The organism is Wolbachia endosymbiont (group A) of Barypeithes pellucidus (assembly GCF_964030885.1).
GTDB lineage: Bacteria > Pseudomonadota > Alphaproteobacteria > Rickettsiales > Anaplasmataceae > Wolbachia.
This window is the reverse complement of sequence record NZ_OZ034985.1, coordinates 590,879-611,818: the sequence shown is the minus strand read 5'-3', so window position 1 is coordinate 611,818 and position 20,940 is coordinate 590,879. Positions and strand designations below refer to the sequence as shown.

21 protein-coding genes, 1 tRNA gene, 1 other RNA gene and 2 pseudogenes are annotated in these 20,940 nt (G+C 34.8%); 18 read left to right on the top strand and 7 right to left on the bottom strand.

All coding sequences use genetic code 11. The annotated features are described in order from the left end of the window. Window positions 1–12 precede the first annotated feature (12 nt). A pseudogene (locus ACQH1X_RS03260) lies at window positions 13–764 on the bottom strand (IS5 family transposase). A 26-nt stretch (window positions 765–790) separates the two neighbouring features. Further along, window positions 791–943 carry a transposase gene (locus ACQH1X_RS03255; protein WP_425386339.1) on the bottom strand — a complete coding sequence of 51 codons (153 nt, stop codon included), beginning with the start codon at window positions 941–943 and terminating at the stop codon, window positions 791–793. A gap of 147 nt (window positions 944–1,090) precedes the next feature. Here ACQH1X_RS03255 and tsaD point away from each other — a divergent pair, with 147 nt between their 5' ends. The 8 genes from tsaD (at window position 1,091) to dapA (ending at window position 9,038) form a co-directional block, all read left to right on the top strand. Then, entirely contained in the window at window positions 1,091–2,098 is a 1,008-nt protein-coding gene (gene tsaD, locus ACQH1X_RS03250; protein ID WP_425386530.1) for a tRNA (adenosine(37)-N6)-threonylcarbamoyltransferase complex transferase subunit TsaD, read from the top strand. Window positions 2,099–2,411: 313 nt separating this feature from the next. After that, window positions 2,412–4,157: a type I secretion system permease/ATPase gene (locus ACQH1X_RS03245; RefSeq protein ID WP_425386529.1), complete on the top strand. Its 1,746-nt coding sequence runs from the start codon at window positions 2,412–2,414 to the stop codon at window positions 4,155–4,157. Window positions 4,158–4,472: 315 nt separating this feature from the next. Further along, window positions 4,473–5,912, top strand: a complete 1,440-nt coding sequence (locus tag ACQH1X_RS03240) for a hypothetical protein (protein ID WP_425386528.1) — start codon at window positions 4,473–4,475, stop codon at window positions 5,910–5,912. A gap of 4 nt (window positions 5,913–5,916) precedes the next feature. Beyond that, complete coding sequence (locus tag ACQH1X_RS03235; RefSeq protein ID WP_425386527.1) at window positions 5,917–6,525, top strand: hypothetical protein; 609 nt, start codon at window positions 5,917–5,919, stop codon at window positions 6,523–6,525. 4 nt (window positions 6,526–6,529) lie between these two features. Beyond that, on the top strand, window positions 6,530–7,345 hold the full coding sequence (locus ACQH1X_RS03230) for a hypothetical protein (RefSeq protein ID WP_425386526.1): 816 nt from the start codon (window positions 6,530–6,532) through the stop codon (window positions 7,343–7,345). Between the two features lie 151 nt (window positions 7,346–7,496). Then, window positions 7,497–7,570 (top strand) — tRNA-Arg (locus ACQH1X_RS03225). A 67-nt stretch (window positions 7,571–7,637) separates the two neighbouring features. Further along, on the top strand, window positions 7,638–8,111 hold the full coding sequence (gene ssb, locus ACQH1X_RS03220; RefSeq protein ID WP_096616007.1) for a single-stranded DNA-binding protein: 474 nt from the start codon (window positions 7,638–7,640) through the stop codon (window positions 8,109–8,111). Window positions 8,112–8,120: 9 nt separating this feature from the next. Beyond that, on the top strand, window positions 8,121–9,038 hold the full coding sequence (gene dapA / locus ACQH1X_RS03215) for a 4-hydroxy-tetrahydrodipicolinate synthase (RefSeq protein WP_425386525.1): 918 nt from the start codon (window positions 8,121–8,123) through the stop codon (window positions 9,036–9,038). Here the strand turns inward: dapA and ACQH1X_RS03210 are convergent. From ACQH1X_RS03210 to ACQH1X_RS03200, 3 genes are read right to left on the bottom strand one after another with little or no spacing between them, the layout of a single operon-like run. Further along, window positions 9,035–9,229, bottom strand: coding sequence for a hypothetical protein (locus tag ACQH1X_RS03210; RefSeq protein ID WP_425386524.1), 195 nt, complete (start codon window positions 9,227–9,229; stop codon window positions 9,035–9,037). The two genes, dapA and ACQH1X_RS03210, sit on opposite strands and share 4 nt — an antisense overlap. Before the next feature lie 34 nt (window positions 9,230–9,263). Continuing rightward, window positions 9,264–9,575, bottom strand: coding sequence for a transposase (locus ACQH1X_RS03205; RefSeq protein ID WP_425386655.1), 312 nt, complete (start codon window positions 9,573–9,575; stop codon window positions 9,264–9,266). A gap of 60 nt (window positions 9,576–9,635) precedes the next feature. Next, window positions 9,636–10,043 carry an IS5 family transposase gene (locus ACQH1X_RS03200; protein ID WP_425386416.1) on the bottom strand — a complete coding sequence of 136 codons (408 nt, stop codon included), beginning with the start codon at window positions 10,041–10,043 and terminating at the stop codon, window positions 9,636–9,638. A 460-nt stretch (window positions 10,044–10,503) separates the two neighbouring features. On the opposite strand from ACQH1X_RS03200, the gene ssrA reads away from it, so the two are divergent. The 5 genes from ssrA (at window position 10,504) to ACQH1X_RS03175 (ending at window position 12,567) form a co-directional block, all read left to right on the top strand. Next, window positions 10,504–10,839: a transfer-messenger RNA gene (ssrA, locus tag ACQH1X_RS03195) on the top strand. A gap of 23 nt (window positions 10,840–10,862) precedes the next feature. After that, a complete protein-coding gene (locus ACQH1X_RS03190) occupies window positions 10,863–11,300 on the top strand; it encodes a ClpXP protease specificity-enhancing factor SspB (protein ID WP_425386523.1) in 438 nt (145 codons plus the stop codon). Window positions 11,301–11,756: 456 nt separating this feature from the next. Next, window positions 11,757–12,029, top strand: coding sequence for a transposase (locus ACQH1X_RS03185; protein WP_265025750.1), 273 nt, complete (start codon window positions 11,757–11,759; stop codon window positions 12,027–12,029). Between the two features lie 114 nt (window positions 12,030–12,143). Further along, on the top strand, window positions 12,144–12,275 hold the full coding sequence (locus ACQH1X_RS03180) for a hypothetical protein (RefSeq protein WP_425386277.1): 132 nt from the start codon (window positions 12,144–12,146) through the stop codon (window positions 12,273–12,275). Between the two features lie 25 nt (window positions 12,276–12,300). Next, window positions 12,301–12,567 carry a transposase gene (locus ACQH1X_RS03175; RefSeq protein WP_425386522.1) on the top strand — a complete coding sequence of 89 codons (267 nt, stop codon included), beginning with the start codon at window positions 12,301–12,303 and terminating at the stop codon, window positions 12,565–12,567. Window positions 12,568–12,730: 163 nt separating this feature from the next. Here the strand turns inward: ACQH1X_RS03175 and ACQH1X_RS03170 are convergent, their stop codons facing one another. Further along, a complete protein-coding gene (locus ACQH1X_RS03170; RefSeq protein WP_425386521.1) occupies window positions 12,731–14,479 on the bottom strand; it encodes an actin-bundling T4SS effector WalE1 family protein in 1,749 nt (582 codons plus the stop codon). Window positions 14,480–14,665: 186 nt separating this feature from the next. Here ACQH1X_RS03170 and ACQH1X_RS03165 point away from each other — a divergent pair, with 186 nt between their 5' ends. From ACQH1X_RS03165 to ACQH1X_RS03150, 4 genes are all read left to right on the top strand, one after another. Next, complete coding sequence (locus ACQH1X_RS03165) at window positions 14,666–14,851, top strand: hypothetical protein (RefSeq protein ID WP_264329162.1); 186 nt, start codon at window positions 14,666–14,668, stop codon at window positions 14,849–14,851. Between the two features lie 82 nt (window positions 14,852–14,933). Beyond that, entirely contained in the window at window positions 14,934–15,968 is a 1,035-nt protein-coding gene (gene hflK, locus ACQH1X_RS03160; protein WP_264687825.1) for an FtsH protease activity modulator HflK, read from the top strand. A gap of 2 nt (window positions 15,969–15,970) precedes the next feature. Further along, the gene (gene hflC, locus ACQH1X_RS03155; protein ID WP_010962867.1) at window positions 15,971–16,843 is read left to right on the top strand and encodes a protease modulator HflC; all 873 of its coding nucleotides are present in this window, start codon (window positions 15,971–15,973) and stop codon (window positions 16,841–16,843) included. Between the two features lie 3 nt (window positions 16,844–16,846). Then, window positions 16,847–18,331 carry a DegQ family serine endoprotease gene (locus ACQH1X_RS03150; protein ID WP_425386520.1) on the top strand — a complete coding sequence of 495 codons (1,485 nt, stop codon included), beginning with the start codon at window positions 16,847–16,849 and terminating at the stop codon, window positions 18,329–18,331. 364 nt (window positions 18,332–18,695) lie between these two features. Here ACQH1X_RS03150 and ACQH1X_RS03145 read toward each other — a convergent pair whose 3' ends face one another. Next, the gene (locus tag ACQH1X_RS03145) at window positions 18,696–19,814 is read right to left on the bottom strand and encodes an alpha/beta hydrolase family protein (RefSeq protein WP_425386519.1); all 1,119 of its coding nucleotides are present in this window, start codon (window positions 19,812–19,814) and stop codon (window positions 18,696–18,698) included. Between the two features lie 60 nt (window positions 19,815–19,874). On the opposite strand from ACQH1X_RS03145, the pseudogene ACQH1X_RS03140 reads away from it, so the two are divergent. Next, window positions 19,875–20,933 (top strand): annotated as a pseudogene (locus ACQH1X_RS03140) (phage terminase large subunit); the annotation flags it as partial. Window positions 20,934–20,940 lie beyond the last annotated feature (7 nt).

Here is a 20,940-nt window from a genome sequence, read left to right as displayed (position 1 = left end):
GTGGACAAAATTTTAGAGAAGCCATACAAGAGCCCCGACAAAATTTAGAAAACCCATAAAAACCTCAGCCGTTTTATCGAATCTGGAAAAAATACGCCTAAAGTTCTTAATTTTACCGAAAAACACTCAATTAAATGACGCTCTTTATAAATGTGTTTATCGTAACCCCTCTGCACTTTTCGATTACGCTTCGGAGGAATAACTGCTGTACATCCCTTGCTTTCAAGACTCGTAACAAAAGCATTGCTGTCATAGCCTTTATCAGCCACTACAGTGGTATTATAGACACTTTCAGTTAATGTTGCTGCTTGTGTAATCTCATTTCTTTGACCAGGGGTCAGAGTAAATTTAAGTGGATTTCCAAGTGCATCGACAAGCGCATGTATTTTAGTTGTAAAGCCACCTTTGCTCCTCCCTAAAGCTTCTTGATCCTTGGAGTTTTTTGTATATCCAGATGAACATGGATGGGCTCGGATGATCGTACCGTCGATTATAGCAACTTCTAAATCAGGCTCTTGTTTAGTATATTCAAGCAATTTTTCCCAGACATCTCTTCCACACCATCTTTTAAATCGCTTATGTATACTCCTGTAATTACCATAAGTTTTTGGTAAAAGTCTCCATTGGCAACCACTTCGGACTATGTACCACACTGCCTCTATGAATATTCTTAAACGTTTTTCATCTTTGCTATGCATTCCTTTTACGCTTTTTATGAACTCTAAAATTTGTTTCCAATTTTCCTCTTTGATGTAATATTGCATATGGTAGTTTCTCCATTTTTTACCTATTAAGCTAAACTACCATCTTTTTCTCTCTTTTCATATTTTTTGTCCACAGAGCCTAGATCTTTTGCTACTTTCGAAATTGTTTCTCCTCTTTCTTTAAAAAGTTTTACAGCTTCTTCTTTCAACTCTGCTGTATATTCTCTTCCATTTGACATATTCTACCTCTCTATAAAAACATTTTTTTATTATAAAAACGTACCAACTTTCTCTCCACTTTTTCTGGGTAAGGTCACTTTAGCTATAGCAGTTAACTTTTACAGCGTTTCAAGGTATAGTTTTTATAATAAAGTGTTCGAATATACATGAAAACCATTTTAGCTGTTGAAACAAGCTGCGATGAAACTGCAGTAGCGATTGTAAATAGTGACAAGCAAGTCCTTGCTCACGAAATTCTCTCCCAAGCAGAACACAAAAAACGCGGTGGGGTGATCCCTGAAATAGCCTCACGTGCTCATATGGAGCATTTAAGTGGTCTAATAAAAAGCGCCGTGGAAAAATCTAACCTTAACTTTTGCGATCTTGATGCAATTGCAGCAACATCAGGACCAGGACTCATAGGTGGATTAATAGTTGGTACAGTGATGGCTAAAGCAATTGCGCATGTAGCACAAAAACCGTTCATTGCAGTGAATCACTTAGAAGCGCATGCATTGGTTATTAGGTTACTGCATGAGGTAAAATTTCCATTTTTAGTCCTACTAATATCAGGTGGTCACTGTCAATTTTTAATTGCACAGGATGTAGGTAAATATATTAAACTCGGGGAGACACTTGATGACTCGTTAGGAGAAGCATTTGATAAAGTTGCTAAGATGCTGGGTTTAAGCTATCCCGGAGGGCCATTAATTGAAAAGTTAGCTAAAAAAGGCAATGGTGCAAGATTTAAACTGCCAAGGGCGATGATAAAACGTTCTGGATGTAACTTTTCGTTTTCTGGAATCAAGACAGCAGTAAAAAACTTAGTGCAGAAACTCGAAATGAGCGAGCAAGATGTGTGTGATGTGTGTGCTTCGTTTCAAGAGTGTATTAGTGACATACTGCTGGACAGGGTTAGTAATGCGATTATTATGGCCGAATCTTTAAATATCAAAATCAATGACTTTGTGATTACCGGCGGAGTTGCAGCAAATAATTTTTTGAGAGAAAAACTGAAAGAACACATAAACTTAAACATATTTTTCCCCCCTAATAATCTATGTACAGACAATGCAGTAATGGTTGGATGGGCAGGAATTGAAAGGTTACAGAAGAATTATATAGATTCTCTCAATTTTGCACCAAGACCTAAGTGGGAGTTAGAAAGTTATTAAAAACTCTCAATTCTGAATTATAGCTAAAGTGACTTAGGTTTACCGACGATTTGAAAAACGACAAATTCGTCATTCCGCTACTCGTTAGCGGAATCTATGCCGAGATACCGCGAATGAATCGCGGTATGACGTAGGGAAAACCTTAGCTATAGGCAATGAAGGAAATATTAACTATACTTCTTTTTACCATTGTTTATATTTCCTATTTACATATATTAATATTTTATTCACTTAAAGTAAGCTAACTGCCGTTATTAATATTTTTGTAATAAAAATTGTATATGGTGCATGTAATTAAATTAAGAGGAAGATTGTGGAAATTACGCCATCAATAAAAAAAGAATTGAAGCAAAGTACTCTATATATTTGCCTAGAAAAATGCAAAAGTGCATTTTGGTTTATCTTTTGGTTTAGTGCGGGAATCAATTTATTAATGTTATTTCTACCACTTTATACCTCTCAAGTGCTTGATCGGGTGATATCGAGCGAAAGTGTATCAACACTAACTATGCTGACAATTATCACTTTATCTGCATTTGCATGTTCTGCAATGCTTGAAACTTGTCGATATTTAGCCATGGCAAAAATAGGTGATTGGATCGATAAAACTGCAACACCAGATCTGATAGTAAGGTCAATCAGGCTAACGTCAGTGCAGAGCTCAACTTCAAGTGGTGAAGCAATACGAGATCTCGGAGTGATAAAAAATTTCATTACAGGAAATGGTATATTCTCACTGTTTGATACTCCATGGTCGTTAATTTACCTTGTTGTGATTTTCATGATACATACCTCCACGGGGTTTATAGCTATTACTGGAATTATTATATTAGTCTCTATGGCAATATGGAATGAACTTGCCACTAAACGAATATTACAAGAAACCAACGAAGAAACTATACGGAATATCAATGCTATAGATGTTGCAACAAGAAATGCAGAGGTGGTTGAAGCTATGGGCATGTCAGAATTCATAGTCTCTGATTGGTGTAAACGAAATGATCAGAATCGAGCAATGCAAATTAAAGCACAAAATCGCTCTAATGTAATTACTGGAATCACTAAGTTTTTGCGCTCAACTCTGCAAATATCAGTAATTGGAACAGGTGCATTACTTGCAATCACAGCTCATAAGACTGCTGGTAGCATCATCGCTGCTTCAATTTTAATGGGTAGAGTATTAGCACCATTTGACGCTGCGGTTCATACTTGGAAGTTTTTAAATCAGGCTAGAATGTCATATGGAAGGCTACAAAGACTTATATTAACATCGCCAAAAAGAGAGCAAACGATGGCTCTACCAGAACCTGAAGGAAAATTGGAATTTGATAGAGTATTTTTTACTCCCTATGGAAGCAATAAGCCGACAGTAAAAGGAATATCATTCATTATAGATCCTGGAGATGTAGTTGGTGTTATTGGTGCAAGTGCTTCTGGTAAATCCACTATCGCAAAATTAACTGTTGGTGTATGGAAGCCAATATCTGGTGTAGTCAGACTAGATGGCGCTGATGTATATACTTGGAATCGAGAAAATTTTGGTAATTATGTTGGCTACTTACCTCAGGATATTGAGTTATTTAACACTAGTGTCAAAGCTAATATTGCTCGCATGAGGCCAGATCCAAATCCTGAAGAAATAATCAAAGCAGCAAAAATTGCAGGAATACATGAACTAATACTAAGCTTACCAAATGGATATGATACAACAATAGGAGGTCCTGGAGGAGTAACGCTCTCTGGCGGCCAAAAACAGCTTCTTGGACTTGCCAGAGCTTTTTATGGTCACACAAAACTTTTAGTACTTGATGAACCAAACGCTAACTTAGATAGCAATGGAGAGGCATGCTTAATTAATGCAATTGGCATTGCAAGAAAACAAAATACTACTACTGTTATCATCACTCACAAGCTACCGTTATTGTCCGTAGTTGATAAGGTGATCCTCATGTCAGATGGTGTCATTTACGCTATGGGACCAAAAGATGAGATTTTGAGCAAATTAGTTGCTCCATCATCAAATACCACAGAAGATGAGCGCTCTTCAGCAAATGGTTAGTTTACTTACACTAAATTCTGTATCTGAAATAACAACTGTTTCAGTATTACTAGAAATGTTTACCATTAGAAATAATATTACAAGAATAGTAAATAGATTAATAACTCCTATTAATTAAAGTTAATCGGCAGATAGTGTATATTTCTAATTAATTTAATTTATTACTTAAGTAACTTAATATTAATATTAATTTTATAAAAAAATTATAATATAAATAATGTTGCTGCGAAAATTTATAACAATATTTCCCTCTAACGTTTAATGAATTTCAATAAATTGCCTTTTTAATTCTAGATAAGTATATGCTTTGTTAATATGTTTAGTTCAAAATCCAAAAGTAAGTTTATGCTTTCTATTGGAGAAGAAGGCATAATGTTACTATATTTTAAAAATAATACTTTAAATAAAAGGTATTTTGTTAAGGGCAAAAACGATAAAGCAGTTTCCGATTTAATTTCATGTCTTTCATCAGACAAAAAAGCACCTTTATACCTGGTGCTTAATCATGCAGATCAAAATTACTCGCTACAGTTTATTACAAGGGCAAACAAGATTAGTGCCTATCTATCAGCAAAAACAAAGATGGAGCATTTTTCTCGCAATAATGACATAAGTTCAGTTTTTTTGATTGAGAAGCCAAACAAATTCAATCAAAACTGGTGCTATCTTCTTGTTTCATCAAAAGCAAAGCATTTAGTAGAATATTGGTTGAATGTGTTTATTGAGATAGGCTCCAATTTTAAGGGAATATTAATGTTTCCTATAGAAATAAGTAATATAACAAAAAAGATTCTACATAAAGATCCTAATAATTGGAAAATTATAGTTGCTGCAACTAAAACGGGAGGCTATAGACAAGTGGTTCTTAAAGAGAATAAAATGGTATTTACGCGTTTAACATCATTTACTAATGATAATTTACCAGGAATTATTGCTGGTGGAATATATCAGGAAGTGCAAGATACTATTCGATCCTTAACTAAGTTTGGGTTTGAAAAAAATAACCCTATCGACCTTTGCATCATAGTGTCAGAAGATATTAAAGCTAGTTTATCAGTCATAAATTTTTCAGAGAACAGTGTGAACATATTAACTCCATATGAGTTAGGCAAACTATTAGGAGCAGAACTAGCTATAAGTGAAAAAGATAACTTTTGCGATACCATAATTTTGTTTCATAGCTTTAAGAATAAGCCAACAGCTATTTTTAATACAAAGGAAACTAAAGAATTTTATCTATTCAATTACCTTTATTTAAACTCTCCTCGAATTTTTCTATACTTCGCTTTGGTTTTAGTTGTAATTAACGCCCTTTGTTTGTTAAATTTGTATTCAAATTTTAATGTCGCTGATAATTTATCCGCAAAGCAGAGCACCTTAAATAACCAACTAACAAAACTTAGCCAAAGCTATAATGTAAAAAAAATAGATGAAATTTACGATTTCATTAATATCAATAATATTTTATCAAAAATAGAATACTCTCCTCTTACACAAGTTAAGTATGTAGAGAAGTTAAAAGTATCAGGTATAGAACTTCGATCATTTGAATGGAATTATAATGAGGCAAAAAGTTATATTACCACAACTTTAAGGTTTAATTTTCAATCCGGTAAAAATATTTCTCATCAATACGAGAAACTACGAAAAAATTTAAATGATAATTTTCGTACCTATGACATTAGTATTTCTAGCTTACTTGCTGCTAAAGGGCAAAATCTATCTATTGATGTTGAAATAGGAGAGGCAATGTAGATTAATGACTATCTCTCAATTAAAAAGAAAAGCTACAATTCAGTTTATATCGTATTTGTTATTATCTGTTGGATTAATAGGATTATTAACATATGTTATTATCTATAACGAAAAGGTTTATAATAAAAACCAAATTGCGATTGATAAAACACGTTTTATTAATTTACAGATTACTGGAATTCAAAAAAAGGAAGTTGTTCTAAATAAAAACCTAGATTTATGGAAAAAAATTTCTTCTTCAAATTTACACAGTAGCAGATACATTGCAAATTTAAATTTCGAGCTTAGCAAGTTATATAAAAAGTACTATATATTAGAACCTGAAATATCAATTTCTATACCCGAAGAAGTTGAGCTCCACAACAAAAGTGAACGCACAAAAGTAATAAAAAGTGAAGTGGCCCTAAATTTAAGCTCAATCAGCGATAAGCATATTTTTTTATTTCTACAGTCTATTCCAAATCTGCCTGGTTATGTTATGATCAAATCTCTTATTTTAAACAAGCAGAGAAATATTGATGCTGCAACTATGAATCAGATTTTGAATGGTAATATGATAGAGATAGTGAGAGCTAATATAGTCTTTGATTGGTATACTATATTAAGTAGATAAGATAATGAATATAAAGCTGTTTTTTATTTTTACGCTACTCATTTCCAATGTTAATGCATATTGCAGTTGTGAAGATATCATAGAAAGCATAGAAATTTGTAAGGAGTATTCTTGCCGACAATATATTGGCAATGAAGATTTTATTGAGCATAAAATATTAGGATTAAATAGTGGAAATTTATGCGTATATATAGAAAAACAAGGTAATGATGAAATGGTTTGTCATCATTCTCAGTATGGAATGATGATAGAAAAAAGATATTTTGAAAGTATTCTTAAAGTTGGCAATCAAGAAATCGATGATTTTATTGATATAGCAAATTTGCGTGCAAAAGAGTGTTTCTTTATTAACAATCAAAAACTAAGCTATACAGATCGGGACGATATAATAAGAGAAGCAGTGGAAAGTGACTTTGACGTTTTGTCACAATATAGTAACGTAAAAAGCATTTTTTTTGATGAAGAGCCAGTTAATAAAATGGTCAATGAAATGGAAAAGTTCAATTTACGGTCTTCAAGAGCTGCAAAAGAGGAGGTATCAGATAATTTTAACTGTAAGGTAGTGAGTTTAGACTCAATTTTATATCTTTCTCCCGATACATGGAAAATATGGGTAAATGGAAAGCTGTTTATAAATACTAAGGATTTAAAAGTGCACTCAGTCACTGAAAATTATGTAACTTTTGTATGGACCGTGGATCAAAAAGCAATAAAAAAGCATGCGAATGATTCTCAAAATGTATATCTTGGACATGGGAGTATTATGTTTACGCTTTATCCAAAACAAAAATTTGACTTGGATAGCTTATCTATTAAATAATTTAGTATATAGCCAAAGTGACTTAGGTTTACCGACAATTTGAAAAACCGTCATCCCGCTGCTTGTTAGCTGATGAGATACCGCGAATGAATCGCGGTATGACGGTCCGCTACGTGTTAGCGGGATCTAGAGATACCGCGGGTCTATACATGCGCTTGTAGCTCAGTTGGATAGAGCGTTGCCCTCCGGAGGCAAAGGCCGTGGGTTCGAATCCCTCCAAGCGCACTTTTAATTAAATTTGACAATAGTACTTTCATATAAGATAATAAAGGGATTTATTTAGAGCATAATTATGTCTGGTGGTACCATAAACAAAGTCATACTAGTTGGTAATTTAGGAAAAGATCCTGAAATTAGGACTACACAAAATGGAAAAGAGATGGCAAGTTTTTCAATAGCCACGTCTGAAAGTTGGACTGACAAACTTTCCGGTATGCGCTCTGAAAAGACAGAATGGCATAATATCGTAATTTTTAGTGAAGGATTAGTAAAAATCGTCAAAGATTTTGCACGCAAAGGCAGTAAAGTTTATGTTGAAGGTTCTTTAAGAACTAGAAAATGGACTGACCAAAACGGTAGTGAAAGATACACAACAGAGGTGGTTCTATATAATTTTAATAGTGCTCTTACTCTCTTGGATTCGCGACCAAATTCCGATTACAAGCCGAGTGAATACAAGCAAAATGAAACAGAACAAAAAAATAAGCACGAAAGTTTTGACAACGATATAAAAGATGAACTAATCGACGATGAAATACCATTTTAACAATTTAAATTGAAATCTACATTTTTATGGACTGCTTGTGTTACTCCTTTTAATTGCAATGGAGATAGCATAGATTATAGCAGTTTGCAGCGTTTACTGACAATGCAAGTTAAAGCTGAAAATGGTGTAGTGTTGCTGGGTAGCACAGGTGAAAGCCTATCGCTTTCTGATTCTGAAAAGCGTACATTAGTTGAATTTGTATGTGAGCTAAAATTAAATACGAAAATTATAATTGGCGTACCAGGGGTGAGTCTATATCAGACTCTTGAATGGCTTGATTTTTGCAAGGGTATGCCTATTCACGGCTATCTAATGACAACTCCCATTTATGCAAAGCCCGGAATTATGGGGCAGACTGTATGGTTTGAAAAGCTACTTGAAAAAGCACATGTGCCAGCTATGCTTTATAATATTCCATCAAGAGCAGGAGTGAGTCTTCACGCTGAAACTGTACGCAACTTATCCAGCCACGAAAAATTTTGGGCTATCAAAGATTCAAGTGGCACCGTTGATACTTTAGCTCAGTATAAGAAAGTTGCTCCAAATATTGAGGTCTTTTGCGGAGATGATAATATGATATCCGATACGGCCGCTTATGGTGCGGCTGGTCTGGTTTCCGTTGCTTCCAATGTTTGGCCACATGTAGCACATGAATATGTTAAGCAATGCCTACTGTCATTCCAGCACGTAACTAGAAAAAAAACAACTTCTCAAATGACAGGAAATGACATAAAAAGTTCAACAGATATCTGGCAACAAGCTTGCAAAGCTCTATTTATTGCCAGCAACCCAATACCCACTAAAGCACTTTTGCATGATATTGGTCTTATAGAACATCAAACTGTCCGCCTACCACTCAGCACAGAAGACTTGCCTTCTGTTGAAACACTAAGGCAAGCTAATGCTTGGATGGGAGGAATTGGCTAATTAGTAGGAGTAGGAACACGACCTGCACTAGCACCATCAACTTTCACACTGCTGTCAACCAAGCTATCTGGTTGGTTACTTTCTTCTGGAAAAAAGCACTCAATTGCTTTGTCAATCAATAAGCCTAAAGGATAAAGAGCAATATGAGCTGCTATTAGAGTTAGAGGTTGTCCGGAAACTAGTAAATTCAAGCATATTCCCTCTTTAACATAACCCTACTCATAGCTAGGTATATGAAATTCTCAGTGGATGTTGTGAATACTCCTTCGATAGCCTTCTATTCCTATTAACCCAAGCAAAAGTCCTTTCTACAACCCATCTTCTTGGCTGTACTTTAAACCCTTGTTCTCTTGTTGGTAGTAGCTCAGGTGGCGTATCTTTGTGCACCCAAAATCTACATGGAGGCCTTTTAACAATTTCAATATCTATGTCATATTCTTCCTTTATGTGATTCTTTAAATTTCTTCCTTGGTATCCCATGTCAGCCCACATTTTTTTAACTTTAGTATATTTTGTTCTCATATTGTTTAATGCTATTTTAATACCATCTCTATCATTTTCGTTAGCAGCGCCTACGTAACAACCTAGTATAAAACCCTAAGTGTCTGTAATTATATGCCTTTTTCTACCCTTTACTTTTTTACTTCCATCATAGCCTTTGATCCCCCTTTTTCTGTAGTCTTTACAGATTACTATACAGGCACTCGGCTGCTCATTCCTTCCTATTTTTCTTCTACTATATTTTGTAATTTCATAATTCATTTTCTCAAAAATTCCCTGCTTCTTCCATTGCCTGAACTGCTCATACACAGTCTTCCATAGCGGAAAATCATTTGGTAAATACCGCCATTGACACCCTGTACGCAATACATAGAAAATTGCTTCTAATATTTCTCTTTTGCTATACTTTGGCGGCCCTCCTCCTTTCTTGTATGATACTCTGAAGTGTTTTTCTATTCTTGCCCATTCCCTTTCGCTTAGATCTGTTGGATACTTTTTTCTCATCTTTACCCCGTACTAAAATTTCAGATATTATAGCCTTTTACTAGTTTCCGGACAACCTCTTAAGTCTTTTAAGCGAAACGTTTGAATATACTCCGATTTTCCTTCTTGCAAGTAACAAACAGTAAAACTATTGGTATAATGCCTATGTGACGCATATTTTTCCTCCAATTGCACATTTCAATATATCAGAGTACTGGTTGGTCCAAACTCCTATACGAGGTCATCACATTTTGTGAGCATCACCGGTGGCAGAATCTGAGTAACGAGGTCTTCTTTCATATACTTTATACAAGAACACTCAGAAAAAGTGCCAACCTGCCACCTATCCACTCTGAGAAGTGATTATCTTCTCTTGCTTCCAACCAAGCAATACCTAATTCATACCTTCTGGGTAAGGTCACAGAATTTTTTACTGGAAATCTTAATTTTGTTTTAGCAATAAATCAACTTGAGGTCATAATATCTTGACATTTATTTAATGTTGCTATATAATAGCTATGTATATTTTGTGTACTATAGCAATAAAATTACCTTGTAATAGGTGTATTGGACCCGAGGGCAGTACTCGGCGCCTCCACCATGTTTTTTAATTTATATGGGGGCGAATAAGGATCGACATGCATAGTAAAGATGGTAGCTTTGCTCGGTTAGACACCACCGCTAAGAGTTCATAATTTAAATGCAAACGATAATTTTGCTGCTGAAGACGATGTTGCAATAGCTGCTTAATTTAAGCACTATAACTTCATTGCTATAAGCACGGTTTAGGGAACGCCGGGTAACAGAAGTTCCCCCAAAATTTACGTATGTAAAAGTTGTATGGAACAAACAGATTACAAAAAATTGCTTAATTCTGCTAAGTTTCAAGTTATCAAAAAGACTTCAGATGTTATGTCAGGTAATGGTTTTATCCCTCACTTAGAAATATTATTTTTCACATATTTTAATGGTGTGACCATGCCAGATCGTTTGAAAAAGTCATACCCTACTCAAATGCTTATTATATTACAGCATCAATTCTATGATTTAAAAGTTTCTGAGGATAAATTTAGCGTCAGTTTGAGTTTTCAAGGAAGACAAGAGCGAATTACTATACCGTTTTTTGCTATTAGTGAGTTTCGTGATAAAATTTCAGGAGATGTTCTAATATTTGACAAAATCAGTATCGATTCTGATAAAGAATACAAAAATGAAAAATGTACTGGAAAATTATCAAACGGTAGTATTATATCCATAGATCAACTGCGTGATAAATAGTTACTCATAAGAGGCTTAAAAGTCTTTTCTCTCGCTTTGACAAAACCTCTGAAGTTTTTATGGGCTTTTTAAATTTCGTGTAGGCTCTCATTTGGCTTCTCTAAAATTTTGTCCACAGAGGCTAGCGAATAGTCTATTTTAGTCAACCACTTCAAAGGTTCTTCTTTGAACGTTTCTACTACATCTTTTAAAGAAAAAGAAACTGGCTGAACACTCTGCAAATACCCTTCAGGCTTGCTCGACTCTATTGTTATATATCACCAAAAAAAGAGCTCTCAAATCTATATCAAAATGGCCATAGAGGAATTCATACCATCTTTGTTTCATTCTATAGCTAAACTGACTTAGATTTACCGACAATTTAAAAAACGACAAATTCGTCATTCCGCTACTATAGTATTTCCCAAAACAAATGATAAAGGTATAATATGGAATTAATGAAATATGAGGTAAGTAATGGCATACAGTGTAGACTTAAGGGAGAAAGCTATCTCTTTGGTGGAAAGAGGGAAGTCAAAATCTGAAGTAGCAGATCTTCTAGAAATAGGAATTGCAACCTTGTACAGATGGCTGAAAAAGAAAGGAAACGGTGAGAGCCTGGAGGCAGGAAAGAATGGAAGTTTTATTCGAAAAATAGATCCAGAAGTACTCAAAGAATATGTCAAAAAACACCCAGCTAGCAGAAATGAAACAAAATCTAGGATTTGGAATAAATTCAATTTGGTATAGGTTAAAACAGCTAAAAATAACCTTAAAAAAAAGTCACAGAACGTAGTCAAGAAGATAGGCAGCGCTTTACCGATAAAATCTCAAAAATAGACCACTCTAGCATTTTATATATAGATGAAGCAGGAGTTGATAATAGATTATACCGAGAATATGGACGAGCTCCAAAAGGAGAAAAAATATATGCTCTGGAAAAAAGCGAGAGAGAGTAAGTATAATAGGCGGATGAGAAGTTCATTGCACCAATAACTTTCACGGGAGAAAGAAGTATTTAATGCGTGAGATATTACTGCCACAGTTAAAGCGTGGTACAACTATAGTTATGGATAATGCTACATTTCATAAGACTCCTAAAACAAAGTCATTAATAGAGTCTTTTGGCTGTCATTTGTTGTACCTTCCAGCATATTTACCAGATTTGAATCCTATAGAACACTATTGGCATACCATCAAAAGTCGCCTCAGACCTCTAATGCACCACTATACAGACTTGCAGCTTTTAGTTGGTAATACCATAATGGAAATTTATCATTCATTTTAGAAACTACTATAGTTAGCGGAATCTATGCCGAGATACCGCGGCGGTATGACGTAGAGCTGTACTAGCTATAGAAAATTTCTATGGTCAAACCTTCAGTTAGAAAAAACAAAAAAGGATGTTACTCAACGAGTAACATCCTTTTAGAGAAAGTAAGTAGTTTTATTTATTTCGTTTTCACACTTGCAGGATGATGAACGCTATTTTCACCTACTTTCGTAGAAGGCTGTCCCACCAGTTTATTCAGATAACCTGTCTTTTTTAAGTCAGCTTGGGTTTTTGCCTTGCCATCTTCGTTAGTAAACATTGTGTGTGTTGGAGAGGAAGTTGGTGAATTGAATCCACTATCAGAACCATTACGATTACTCAAAGAACTCTGTGTAGATTCAGTTTTAGCACTTGAACTAAATTCTTCTAAGTTTTTCTCCATTGCTGCCCCAATTCCATCATTTAAAGAGTTCAGAGAGGGAATTCCAGGCACCTTTGGTGGATCAACTGGAGTAAGCTTAGAAGAACTACCACCTAAGCTACTAGATGAACTGCTTCTTCTAAGACGATTAGGATCTACTGTTACAAAGTCCTGAGAATCTGAATCAGAGACAGTAACAGTACTTTCAGTTCCTATAGAATTTAGTGAATTGCTCCTTGGTGGCTTCGGTGGAGCAACGTAAAAAGTGCTCTCCCCTACTCGTCTAGATGACGTGTCTGGTTCAGAAAGATCTTGATATTTAACTTCAGTAGTCTGTTCTGATTTCTTGCCATCCTTGAACAACGATGACAACTTGTTTCTAAGTGAAGAAGTTGTTTCTACTTCTTTATGCTCCGCAGGATTTAACAATTCCGCTTCGCTGCTAGCAGTACTTTCAGTTCTTACAGAGTCTAGTGAACTGCTTTTTGACAAGCTGCTAGTTGATTGTGTAGAGTCTTTTCTTCCCAGTGAAAAGACTGGCGAGAATGAAGAAGACTTGCTAGCTTTTCTTTCTTCTGCGTCTTTTGCGTTGTTACGCCCCACAGATTGATAAAATTCGTATTCTCTTTTACATTCTCCAATAATCCTCTTAATTTTATCGTGATGTTCAGAGAAAATTTCATAAAGACTGTTATTATCTGATAATAAATTTTGCAACTTCTTAGCGTCCAATTTATTGACAAAATCTACTTGCTGTTTCAACCGGTTGATCAACTGGTCCTTTTTGACACTTTGTTGACCATCAACAGAATAAGCTTTCTCTAATATTTTTTCTCCCAACTTAGAAAATATTTCCTTAGTTAAAGCAGAGTTATTCACGGCTTTGTCTTCAAGAACTTCCTTAATAAACATCTCCTTTACACTATTGAAATTCCTTGTTTTTTCTTCTGTTTTCAAAACAACAGTTTGACCTTCGTTACCTATTGAATATGGGATGGCATCCAAACTAGACATGCTCGCACCACCATTACTCATCTTTCTCCCAAATTTTTGAACGCCATCCCCCATTGCTCTTAATGCAGAACTAGTTCCCTCTCTTGTTGCCTGTCCCACAGAACTTACAGCTTCTTTTACTGAATAATAACCTTCTCTTGCTTTTTCTGCAGTATATACTGACGCGTCCTTAACTTTCCCAGCAGTATATTTCGCCCCATCAACTGTCTTTTCAGCTGACCATTTGAGCCCTTTGAATGTGTATTCAACTGCTTTATAAGCAAAAAATAGAGTTAGGGCAACTATTGCACCTGTTGCAGCAACCGGTAAAGCAACTGCCACAAATGGAAGTAATGCACCAACCATCACACCTACTGCACCTACTGCAATCATTTGCTCTTTTGCAGACCAATTAGAGAAATTTTTTATATCTTTTAGTTTATCCTGCACAGTTTCCATGAAAGGAGAATTTTTTTTAACAGGACTTGAATTTGTTTGTTCACTGGCTAACATTTTAAACCTCACTATTAATTAAATATATTCATATTGTACACCCTCGATTCTTAAGTTAGTGTTAATTTGACTGTTAATGTTCATTTGTCTTTGAATAATTCTGCTTGACATGTTTTTCGGAAGCGTAGAAAATTAGGTCAAGAAGCCGGAGTATTTATGAGGTGCATAAAAAGGGCACTCATCTTTTTGGCTGTTATAACTTTAATAATAATAGCTTTACTATTTAGGTATAATTCCCATTTTCACGAAGACGTAGTGCACTTAAAGAGTGACAACAAAGAATTCAAAAAAAAGCCAGAAAATTCTATAGAGTCGACCATACTACATAGAGAAAAGGAAGTGTACGATCATGTTTTCCATCCTGATGATTAATTTGTAAATAAAATAGCAATTTATGTTTGCATTTTCTTATTAAAGAAGTAATATTAGCGTATTAATTATAGAATCAATCATTATGTTTGATGAGAATAATCCTTGGAATCTGGGAAAGAAACCGGTAGGGAACAAAACTCCTAATAATGAAGATATTTTAAGTAAAGCTGTATCTGATGTAAGATTCTTTCTTAATGGATTAACCAGAAACAGGGGCAAAAAACCTTATTTCATCATTTTCATTATTTTACTGTTCTATGCTTGCACTGGCTTTTATATTGTCCATCCTAGTGAGGAAAGTATAGAACTTACCTTTGGTAAATATTCTAATACAGAAACACCTGGTTTGCGTTATCACTTCCCCTACCCTATTGGCAAGGTTTTTAAAGTGAATGTTAAGGAAGTAAATCGTGAAGAAATTGGGGTAAGTAATTCTTATGGGCGAGACACAGATCGCGGTGAAGGTGTGATGCTAACTGGAGATGAAAATATAGTCAACGTTAACTTCGAGGTTCAGTGGCGCGTTAGAGATGCTAAGGACTATTTATTCAAAGTGCGGGATTACAAACCCGGTTTCAGTGTTAAAAATGCTGCTGAAAGTGCCATGAGAGAAATAATAGGTAAAAACACGATCTCTTTTGCACTTGGTCAAGGCAGACCAGAAATTTCTAGAGATACTAGAATTCTATTGCAGCAGATTCTTGATGGATACCAAATGGGCATAGAGATTTTATCTGTTCAAATGAAAAAAATTGATCCACCAGAAAAAGTAATCAGTTCGTTTAGAGATGTACAAAGTGCTCGTGCAGACAAAGAGCGTACTATAAACGAAGCATATGCTTATAATAACGATATTATACCTCGAGCAAAGGGTGAAGCGATAAAGATAAAATTAGATGCAGAGGCATATGAGAATGAAGTAATAAATGAAGCAAAAGGTAATGCAAATCGCTTTTTATCTCTTTATGAGGAATATAGACAGAATCCTTCTCTCGTTAAGAATCGTATTTATCTTGAAACTATGGAAAATATTTTCAGTAAGGTAGACAAAGTTGTTGTAACTGATGATCTGAAAGGTATGTTTTCTTATTTACCTCTTACAAATTTAGGGAAATAACCATGAGTAGTAATATTAAAATTGTTTTTGTTTCTGTATTTGTTGTTTTATTGATTGTTTTATTTAATTCAATATTTGTTGTGCAAGAAACAAAGCAAGCGATAGTTATACAACTCGGTAAAGTTGTAAGAGATGTTAGGGAAAGTGGCTTATATTTTAAGTTACCATTCATAAACAGTGTAGAGTTTCTTGATAAAAGAGTTTTAGATTTAAGTCCTGATAAGATCCCAAGGGAAGTGATAACAGCGGATCAAAAACGTATTATAGTAGATGCGTATGCAAAATATAAAATAACAAATCCTGTTACTTTTTACCAGGCTGTGAGGAATGAATCAGGGCTGGTTAGAAGATTGTATCCGGTTATAGAAGCACACATAAGAGAAAATATAGGCAGATTTTCGTTGATTAGTTTGTTGAACGAAAAAAGATCAGAGGTTATGCAATTGATTCAGCGTGGAGTTTATTCTGAAGCTGAAAAATTTGGCATAGAAATAATAGACGTAAGAATTAAGAGAGCAGATTTACCAGAAGAAAATAGTTCTGCAATATTTCGCCGTATGCAAACTGAAAGGGAAAAAGAAGCAAAAGAAATTAGAGCAGAAGGAGAGCAAGCTGGGCAGGAAGTTAGATCAAAAGCTGATAAATTAAAAAGGGAAATTATCTCCAGTGCAGTAAAAGAATCATATGAAATAAGGGGCCGTGGTTATGCTGAAGCAACTAGAATTTATAATGAGGCATTTAAGGTTGATGAAGAGTTTTTTAACTTTTATCGCTCTATGAGCGCTTACAGTAAATCATTTGCCGAAAATAATACTAAATTTGTACTTTCACCAAACAATAACTTTTTAGATATTTTAAACAAAGGATGGAAATAATTTATGAAAAGTAAGGCATTTATTTTATCTATATTTGCATATTTTCTAATTGCGTTTTCTTCATACGCTAATATGTTTGATTGGAATGCAAAAAAGGTCGTTGATGCTAGCACTACTGCATGTAACTGTAATCAAGGACTTGCCGATTTAGTGGAAGAACTCATTCCTGCGGTTGTAAATATTTCAAGCGAACAAATAATCAAACAAGAAAGTAACAATAGAACTAAAATCCCTTTTATGCCAAGAAATAATTTCTTTGATGATTTTAGAGAATTTTTTGAGCATTTTGATCAGTTTTTTATGGATAGGGGCCCTAGTGTTAACAGAGAGGTGGTGTTGCTTGGTTCTGGGTTTATTATAGATAAAGGTGGAACTATAGTAACCAATTATCACGTTATTAAAAACGCCCAAGATATCACAGTTACTATGAACGATAATACTTATTTCAAAGCAGAAGTTTTAGGCTATGATGCAAGAACTGATCTTGCTGTGCTTAAGGTTCATTCTAATAAAGATCTTCCTTTTGTTGCATTTGGTAATTCTGATACAGCAAGGGTTGGCGATACAGTTATTGCAATAGGTAACCCATTTGGTTTGGGTAGCTCTGTAAGCACAGGAATTATATCTGCAAGGTCCAGAGACATTAGTATCGGCACTATGAATGAATTTATTCAAACTGATGCTGCAATTAATAGAGGCAACTCTGGAGGGCCATTATTTGATTTAAATGGAAAAGTTATAGGCATTAACACCGCTATCTATTCCCCATCTGAGTCTGGCGGTAACGTGGGTATAGGCTTTGCTATACCATCTAATTTAGCTATGTCAATTATTGACACATTAAAAAGTGGCAAAAAAATAAAACATGGTTGGCTTGGTGTGCAAGTTCAGCCTATAACGAAAGAATTTGCTGAGTCTTTGGGTTTAAAAGATACAAAAGGTGCACTGGTTGCAAGTATAGTAAAGGATAGCCCTGCAGAAAAAGGTGGAATTAAGGTGGGTGACATATTATTAGAATTTGATGATAAAAAAATTGATAGAATGACACAACTGCCTCAAATGGTTTCAAGAACTGAACCTGGAAAAAAAGTACAAATTAAGTTACTTAGAAAGGGCAAAGAGGTCAATATTAAGGTTGTGATTGAAGAATCTGCAAATGATGGTCAAGGTAATAATCAAGAAGAAAATAAATCAACATCCGATTACATAACTGGTTTAACTGTTTCAAACCTGCCAAAAGAATCAAAAGAAAGTAATCCTACAAAAGGTGTGATAGTTATTAATGTAGATAGTAACAGTAATGCCACGCTGCGTGGTATTAAAAAAGGAGACATTATTACCCAATTAGATGGAACCGATATAGAAAATACTAATGATTTTCAAAAACAAGTTGATTCAGCAGTAAAGAAAAACGGTAAAGATTCAATAATGTTGCTCATTTACCGCAATGGAAATCAGTTTTTTACTTCAATAAAGTTAAAGAAATAGCTGGCTTGCAGATTATTCTGTAAGGCAACATTTTGCGTTACTTCCTGTCACCCCAGTGCTCAACACTGGGATCTATCTTCTTTTTTTCTAGATTCCAGCTGGCTTTGTTGCATCGCTAGCTATGATGGATTAAAGATAAAAAAGATAGAGAATATCAGTAGCTTATTATTCTGGTATTTATAACAAGAACGGTCAGTGAATACCTAAATTTGAGTAAAAGAAATTTCACTACCACTCACTAATCCGGCTAAAATTCAAGAATTTCAATGCTTTAGCTATTTTCAATAGAATTAAATTTATTAATGTAAATAATAAATTACTATTCTTAAATTTGATCAGATTGATTGCAAAAAAACAAGATTTTCTATAGGTTGCTTATAATCCTAACTATAGTTAGCCTTTCATAAGTAGCGATGCAACAAAGCCATTCCAGCTTCACGCGCTGGAATGACCCCGAAGGGTGAGCGTGGTTATGCAAGAAGTTCTCTGAATTTGTATAGCCAGAAAAATCTTCATAAAATTTACTTCTTCTAAACTCTTCAACTTTCTTCTCATCATTTAGTGAACCATGTTTAGCAAAATATTCATCTGTCCTTTGAATATATAAACGAATCAACTCAGGAAAAGTGTAACCAACTTCATTGTAAGATTTTAAACATGTAATTGGCAATTTGTGTACATCTTTATCAGCTTTTTTAGGATCAATACATTCATCATTCCTTCTTAATATTGTATGTTGCTTGAAAAATTCTTCATATTCCTCAAAATCTTCAAAGATTTCTTTTTTTTGGTAATCTTTCCCTCTACCGTTTTGCTCTATTCTTTCTATTTTTGTCGCAAGCTGCGCTGGTTGTTTAATCGTCTTGTCTCCCTCTCGATTGAAGTACATCATGTAAGGAGTAATTGCATTGATAATTTTGTGTGTTTTCCAATGGCAACCAAAAATCTTTAGTACTAATTTGATTATCGGAGCAAGAAAAATTTTTAATTTCGCTATGAACCAAAAATAATAAAGAGACGCTTGTTTGAGTGAACTAGCAGCATTGCTAACGATACATCTCAAATGTATATCCTTATCTTTAAAATTTTTATGAACCTCTGCAGTTACATGTCCACCCAGGCAGTCTCCGAACAATATGATATCATCTGGTTTTATACCTTTTTCCAATAAGTTAGTTACAACTGCTATACCAGATTTAACTCTATTGCTACGTATCAATGAGCTGTTTCTACTTAAGCCAAGTCCATGATAATTAAAGAGATGGACAGTAATACCTTGATCTGTAGCCCAATCCCAGTTTTGGGTATAATCTTTGCTAGATTTTAACGCTCTATTCCCGCCAATAAAATATATTAGATGTTTTTCACTTTGATTATTGTTTTGATCTATATTTTTACCAGGAAGCGTTATTGTCTGGATTTTTATCCCATTTCGAGTTTTTATGAACTCTTCCTTAGTGTTTATTCTTTCCGTTGCTGTCATACCTTAATTCTCACTACATCAATTTCATAATACATAAAATCTTTAAAAGAGTCAATCCTCATGAATAAAATCAACTTTTTAAAATTCATTGAACTGTGCTTTCAAACGGTGGTGCCGGGATGTGAGTATAATGATTATCAGTACATAAAAGTCATAGAAGACAGGCTGAAAGCAGCGAATGCTGGCGAAGTAAGGCGCATAATATTCAATATGCCTCCGCATTCAATGAAGTCCATATGTGTAAGTGTTACGTGGCCCGCATGGATACTGGGAAATCAGCCAACTGCAAGAATAATAGTTGCAAGTTATTCTCGGCTGCTCAGCGAAAAGCACTCGCTTGACACCAGGTGCATAATGCAATCTGATTGGTATAAAGAGCTGTTTCCAGAGGTAAAATTATCCAAAGACCAGAACACTAAATATAAATTCCAAACAGTGCAGAGAGGATTTAGAATCGCAACATCAGTTGGAGGGACGTTAACCGGTGAAGGTGGAGATTTCATCATCGTGGATGATCCGCTTAACCCTGCTCAAGCTTTGAGTGAAACGTTTAGAAAGCGTGCCACAAACTGGTTCGATCAGACTTTGGTAACGAGGCTCAACGATAGAAAAAAAGGAGTAATTGTGCTTGTTATGCACAGGCTGCACCTGGAAGACTTAACTGGGCACCTCTTATCCAAGCAAAAAAACATATGGCATCACATTTGTTTGCCAATGATTTCTGAAAAAGTGGAGATAATCGACTCAATTACGACACAAGAAAAAGGTTTATACTCAAGAGAAGAGAATGAGTTATTATATCCCCTGGAGGGAGGAAGAGAAGAAGTTGAGATGATAAAAGTTGAACTCGGGAGTTACGCTTTTGCTGCTCAATATCAACAAAACCCCCTGCCGCTTTCAAGCGGTATAATTAAACAAGAGTGGCTAAAGCGCTATAAAAATTTCCCTGATAATCCCTCACATGTAACGCAAAGCTGGGACACTGCAGTTTCAACAAACGATTCCAGCGACTTTAGCGTCTGCACCACCTGGGCAAAAATAGATAATAAATTCTATTTACTTGATGTATATCGAGCAAAGCTTGAGTATCCAAAGCTTAAAGAGCAAGTTCTGTCACTATAGTATT

What these genes read in the sequence shown, in the direction of transcription:
- ACQH1X_RS03255 (WP_425386339.1), bottom strand. Translation starts at nt 943, where the DNA reads ATGTCAAATGGAAGAGAATATACAGCAGAGTTGAAAGAAGAAGCTGTA.
- tsaD (WP_425386530.1), top strand. Translation starts at nt 1,091, where the DNA reads ATGAAAACCATTTTAGCTGTTGAAACAAGCTGCGATGAAACTGCAGTA.
- ACQH1X_RS03240 (WP_425386528.1), top strand. Translation starts at nt 4,473, where the DNA reads ATGTTTAGTTCAAAATCCAAAAGTAAGTTTATGCTTTCTATTGGAGAA.
- ACQH1X_RS03235 (WP_425386527.1), top strand. Translation starts at nt 5,917, where the DNA reads ATGACTATCTCTCAATTAAAAAGAAAAGCTACAATTCAGTTTATATCG.
- ACQH1X_RS03230 (WP_425386526.1), top strand. Translation starts at nt 6,530, where the DNA reads ATGAATATAAAGCTGTTTTTTATTTTTACGCTACTCATTTCCAATGTT.
- ssb (WP_096616007.1), top strand. Translation starts at nt 7,638, where the DNA reads ATGTCTGGTGGTACCATAAACAAAGTCATACTAGTTGGTAATTTAGGA.
- ACQH1X_RS03200 (WP_425386416.1), bottom strand. Translation starts at nt 10,043, where the DNA reads ATGAGAAAAAAGTATCCAACAGATCTAAGCGAAAGGGAATGGGCAAGA.
- ACQH1X_RS03190 (WP_425386523.1), top strand. Translation starts at nt 10,863, where the DNA reads ATGGAACAAACAGATTACAAAAAATTGCTTAATTCTGCTAAGTTTCAA.
- ACQH1X_RS03185 (WP_265025750.1), top strand. Translation starts at nt 11,757, where the DNA reads ATGGCATACAGTGTAGACTTAAGGGAGAAAGCTATCTCTTTGGTGGAA.
- ACQH1X_RS03180 (WP_425386277.1), top strand. Translation starts at nt 12,144, where the DNA reads ATGAAGCAGGAGTTGATAATAGATTATACCGAGAATATGGACGAGCTC.
- ACQH1X_RS03175 (WP_425386522.1), top strand. Translation starts at nt 12,301, where the DNA reads ATGCGTGAGATATTACTGCCACAGTTAAAGCGTGGTACAACTATAGTT.
- ACQH1X_RS03170 (WP_425386521.1), bottom strand. Translation starts at nt 14,479, where the DNA reads ATGTTAGCCAGTGAACAAACAAATTCAAGTCCTGTTAAAAAAAATTCT.
- hflK (WP_264687825.1), top strand. Translation starts at nt 14,934, where the DNA reads ATGTTTGATGAGAATAATCCTTGGAATCTGGGAAAGAAACCGGTAGGG.
- hflC (WP_010962867.1), top strand. Translation starts at nt 15,971, where the DNA reads ATGAGTAGTAATATTAAAATTGTTTTTGTTTCTGTATTTGTTGTTTTA.
- ACQH1X_RS03150 (WP_425386520.1), top strand. Translation starts at nt 16,847, where the DNA reads ATGAAAAGTAAGGCATTTATTTTATCTATATTTGCATATTTTCTAATT.
- ACQH1X_RS03145 (WP_425386519.1), bottom strand. Translation starts at nt 19,814, where the DNA reads ATGACAGCAACGGAAAGAATAAACACTAAGGAAGAGTTCATAAAAACT.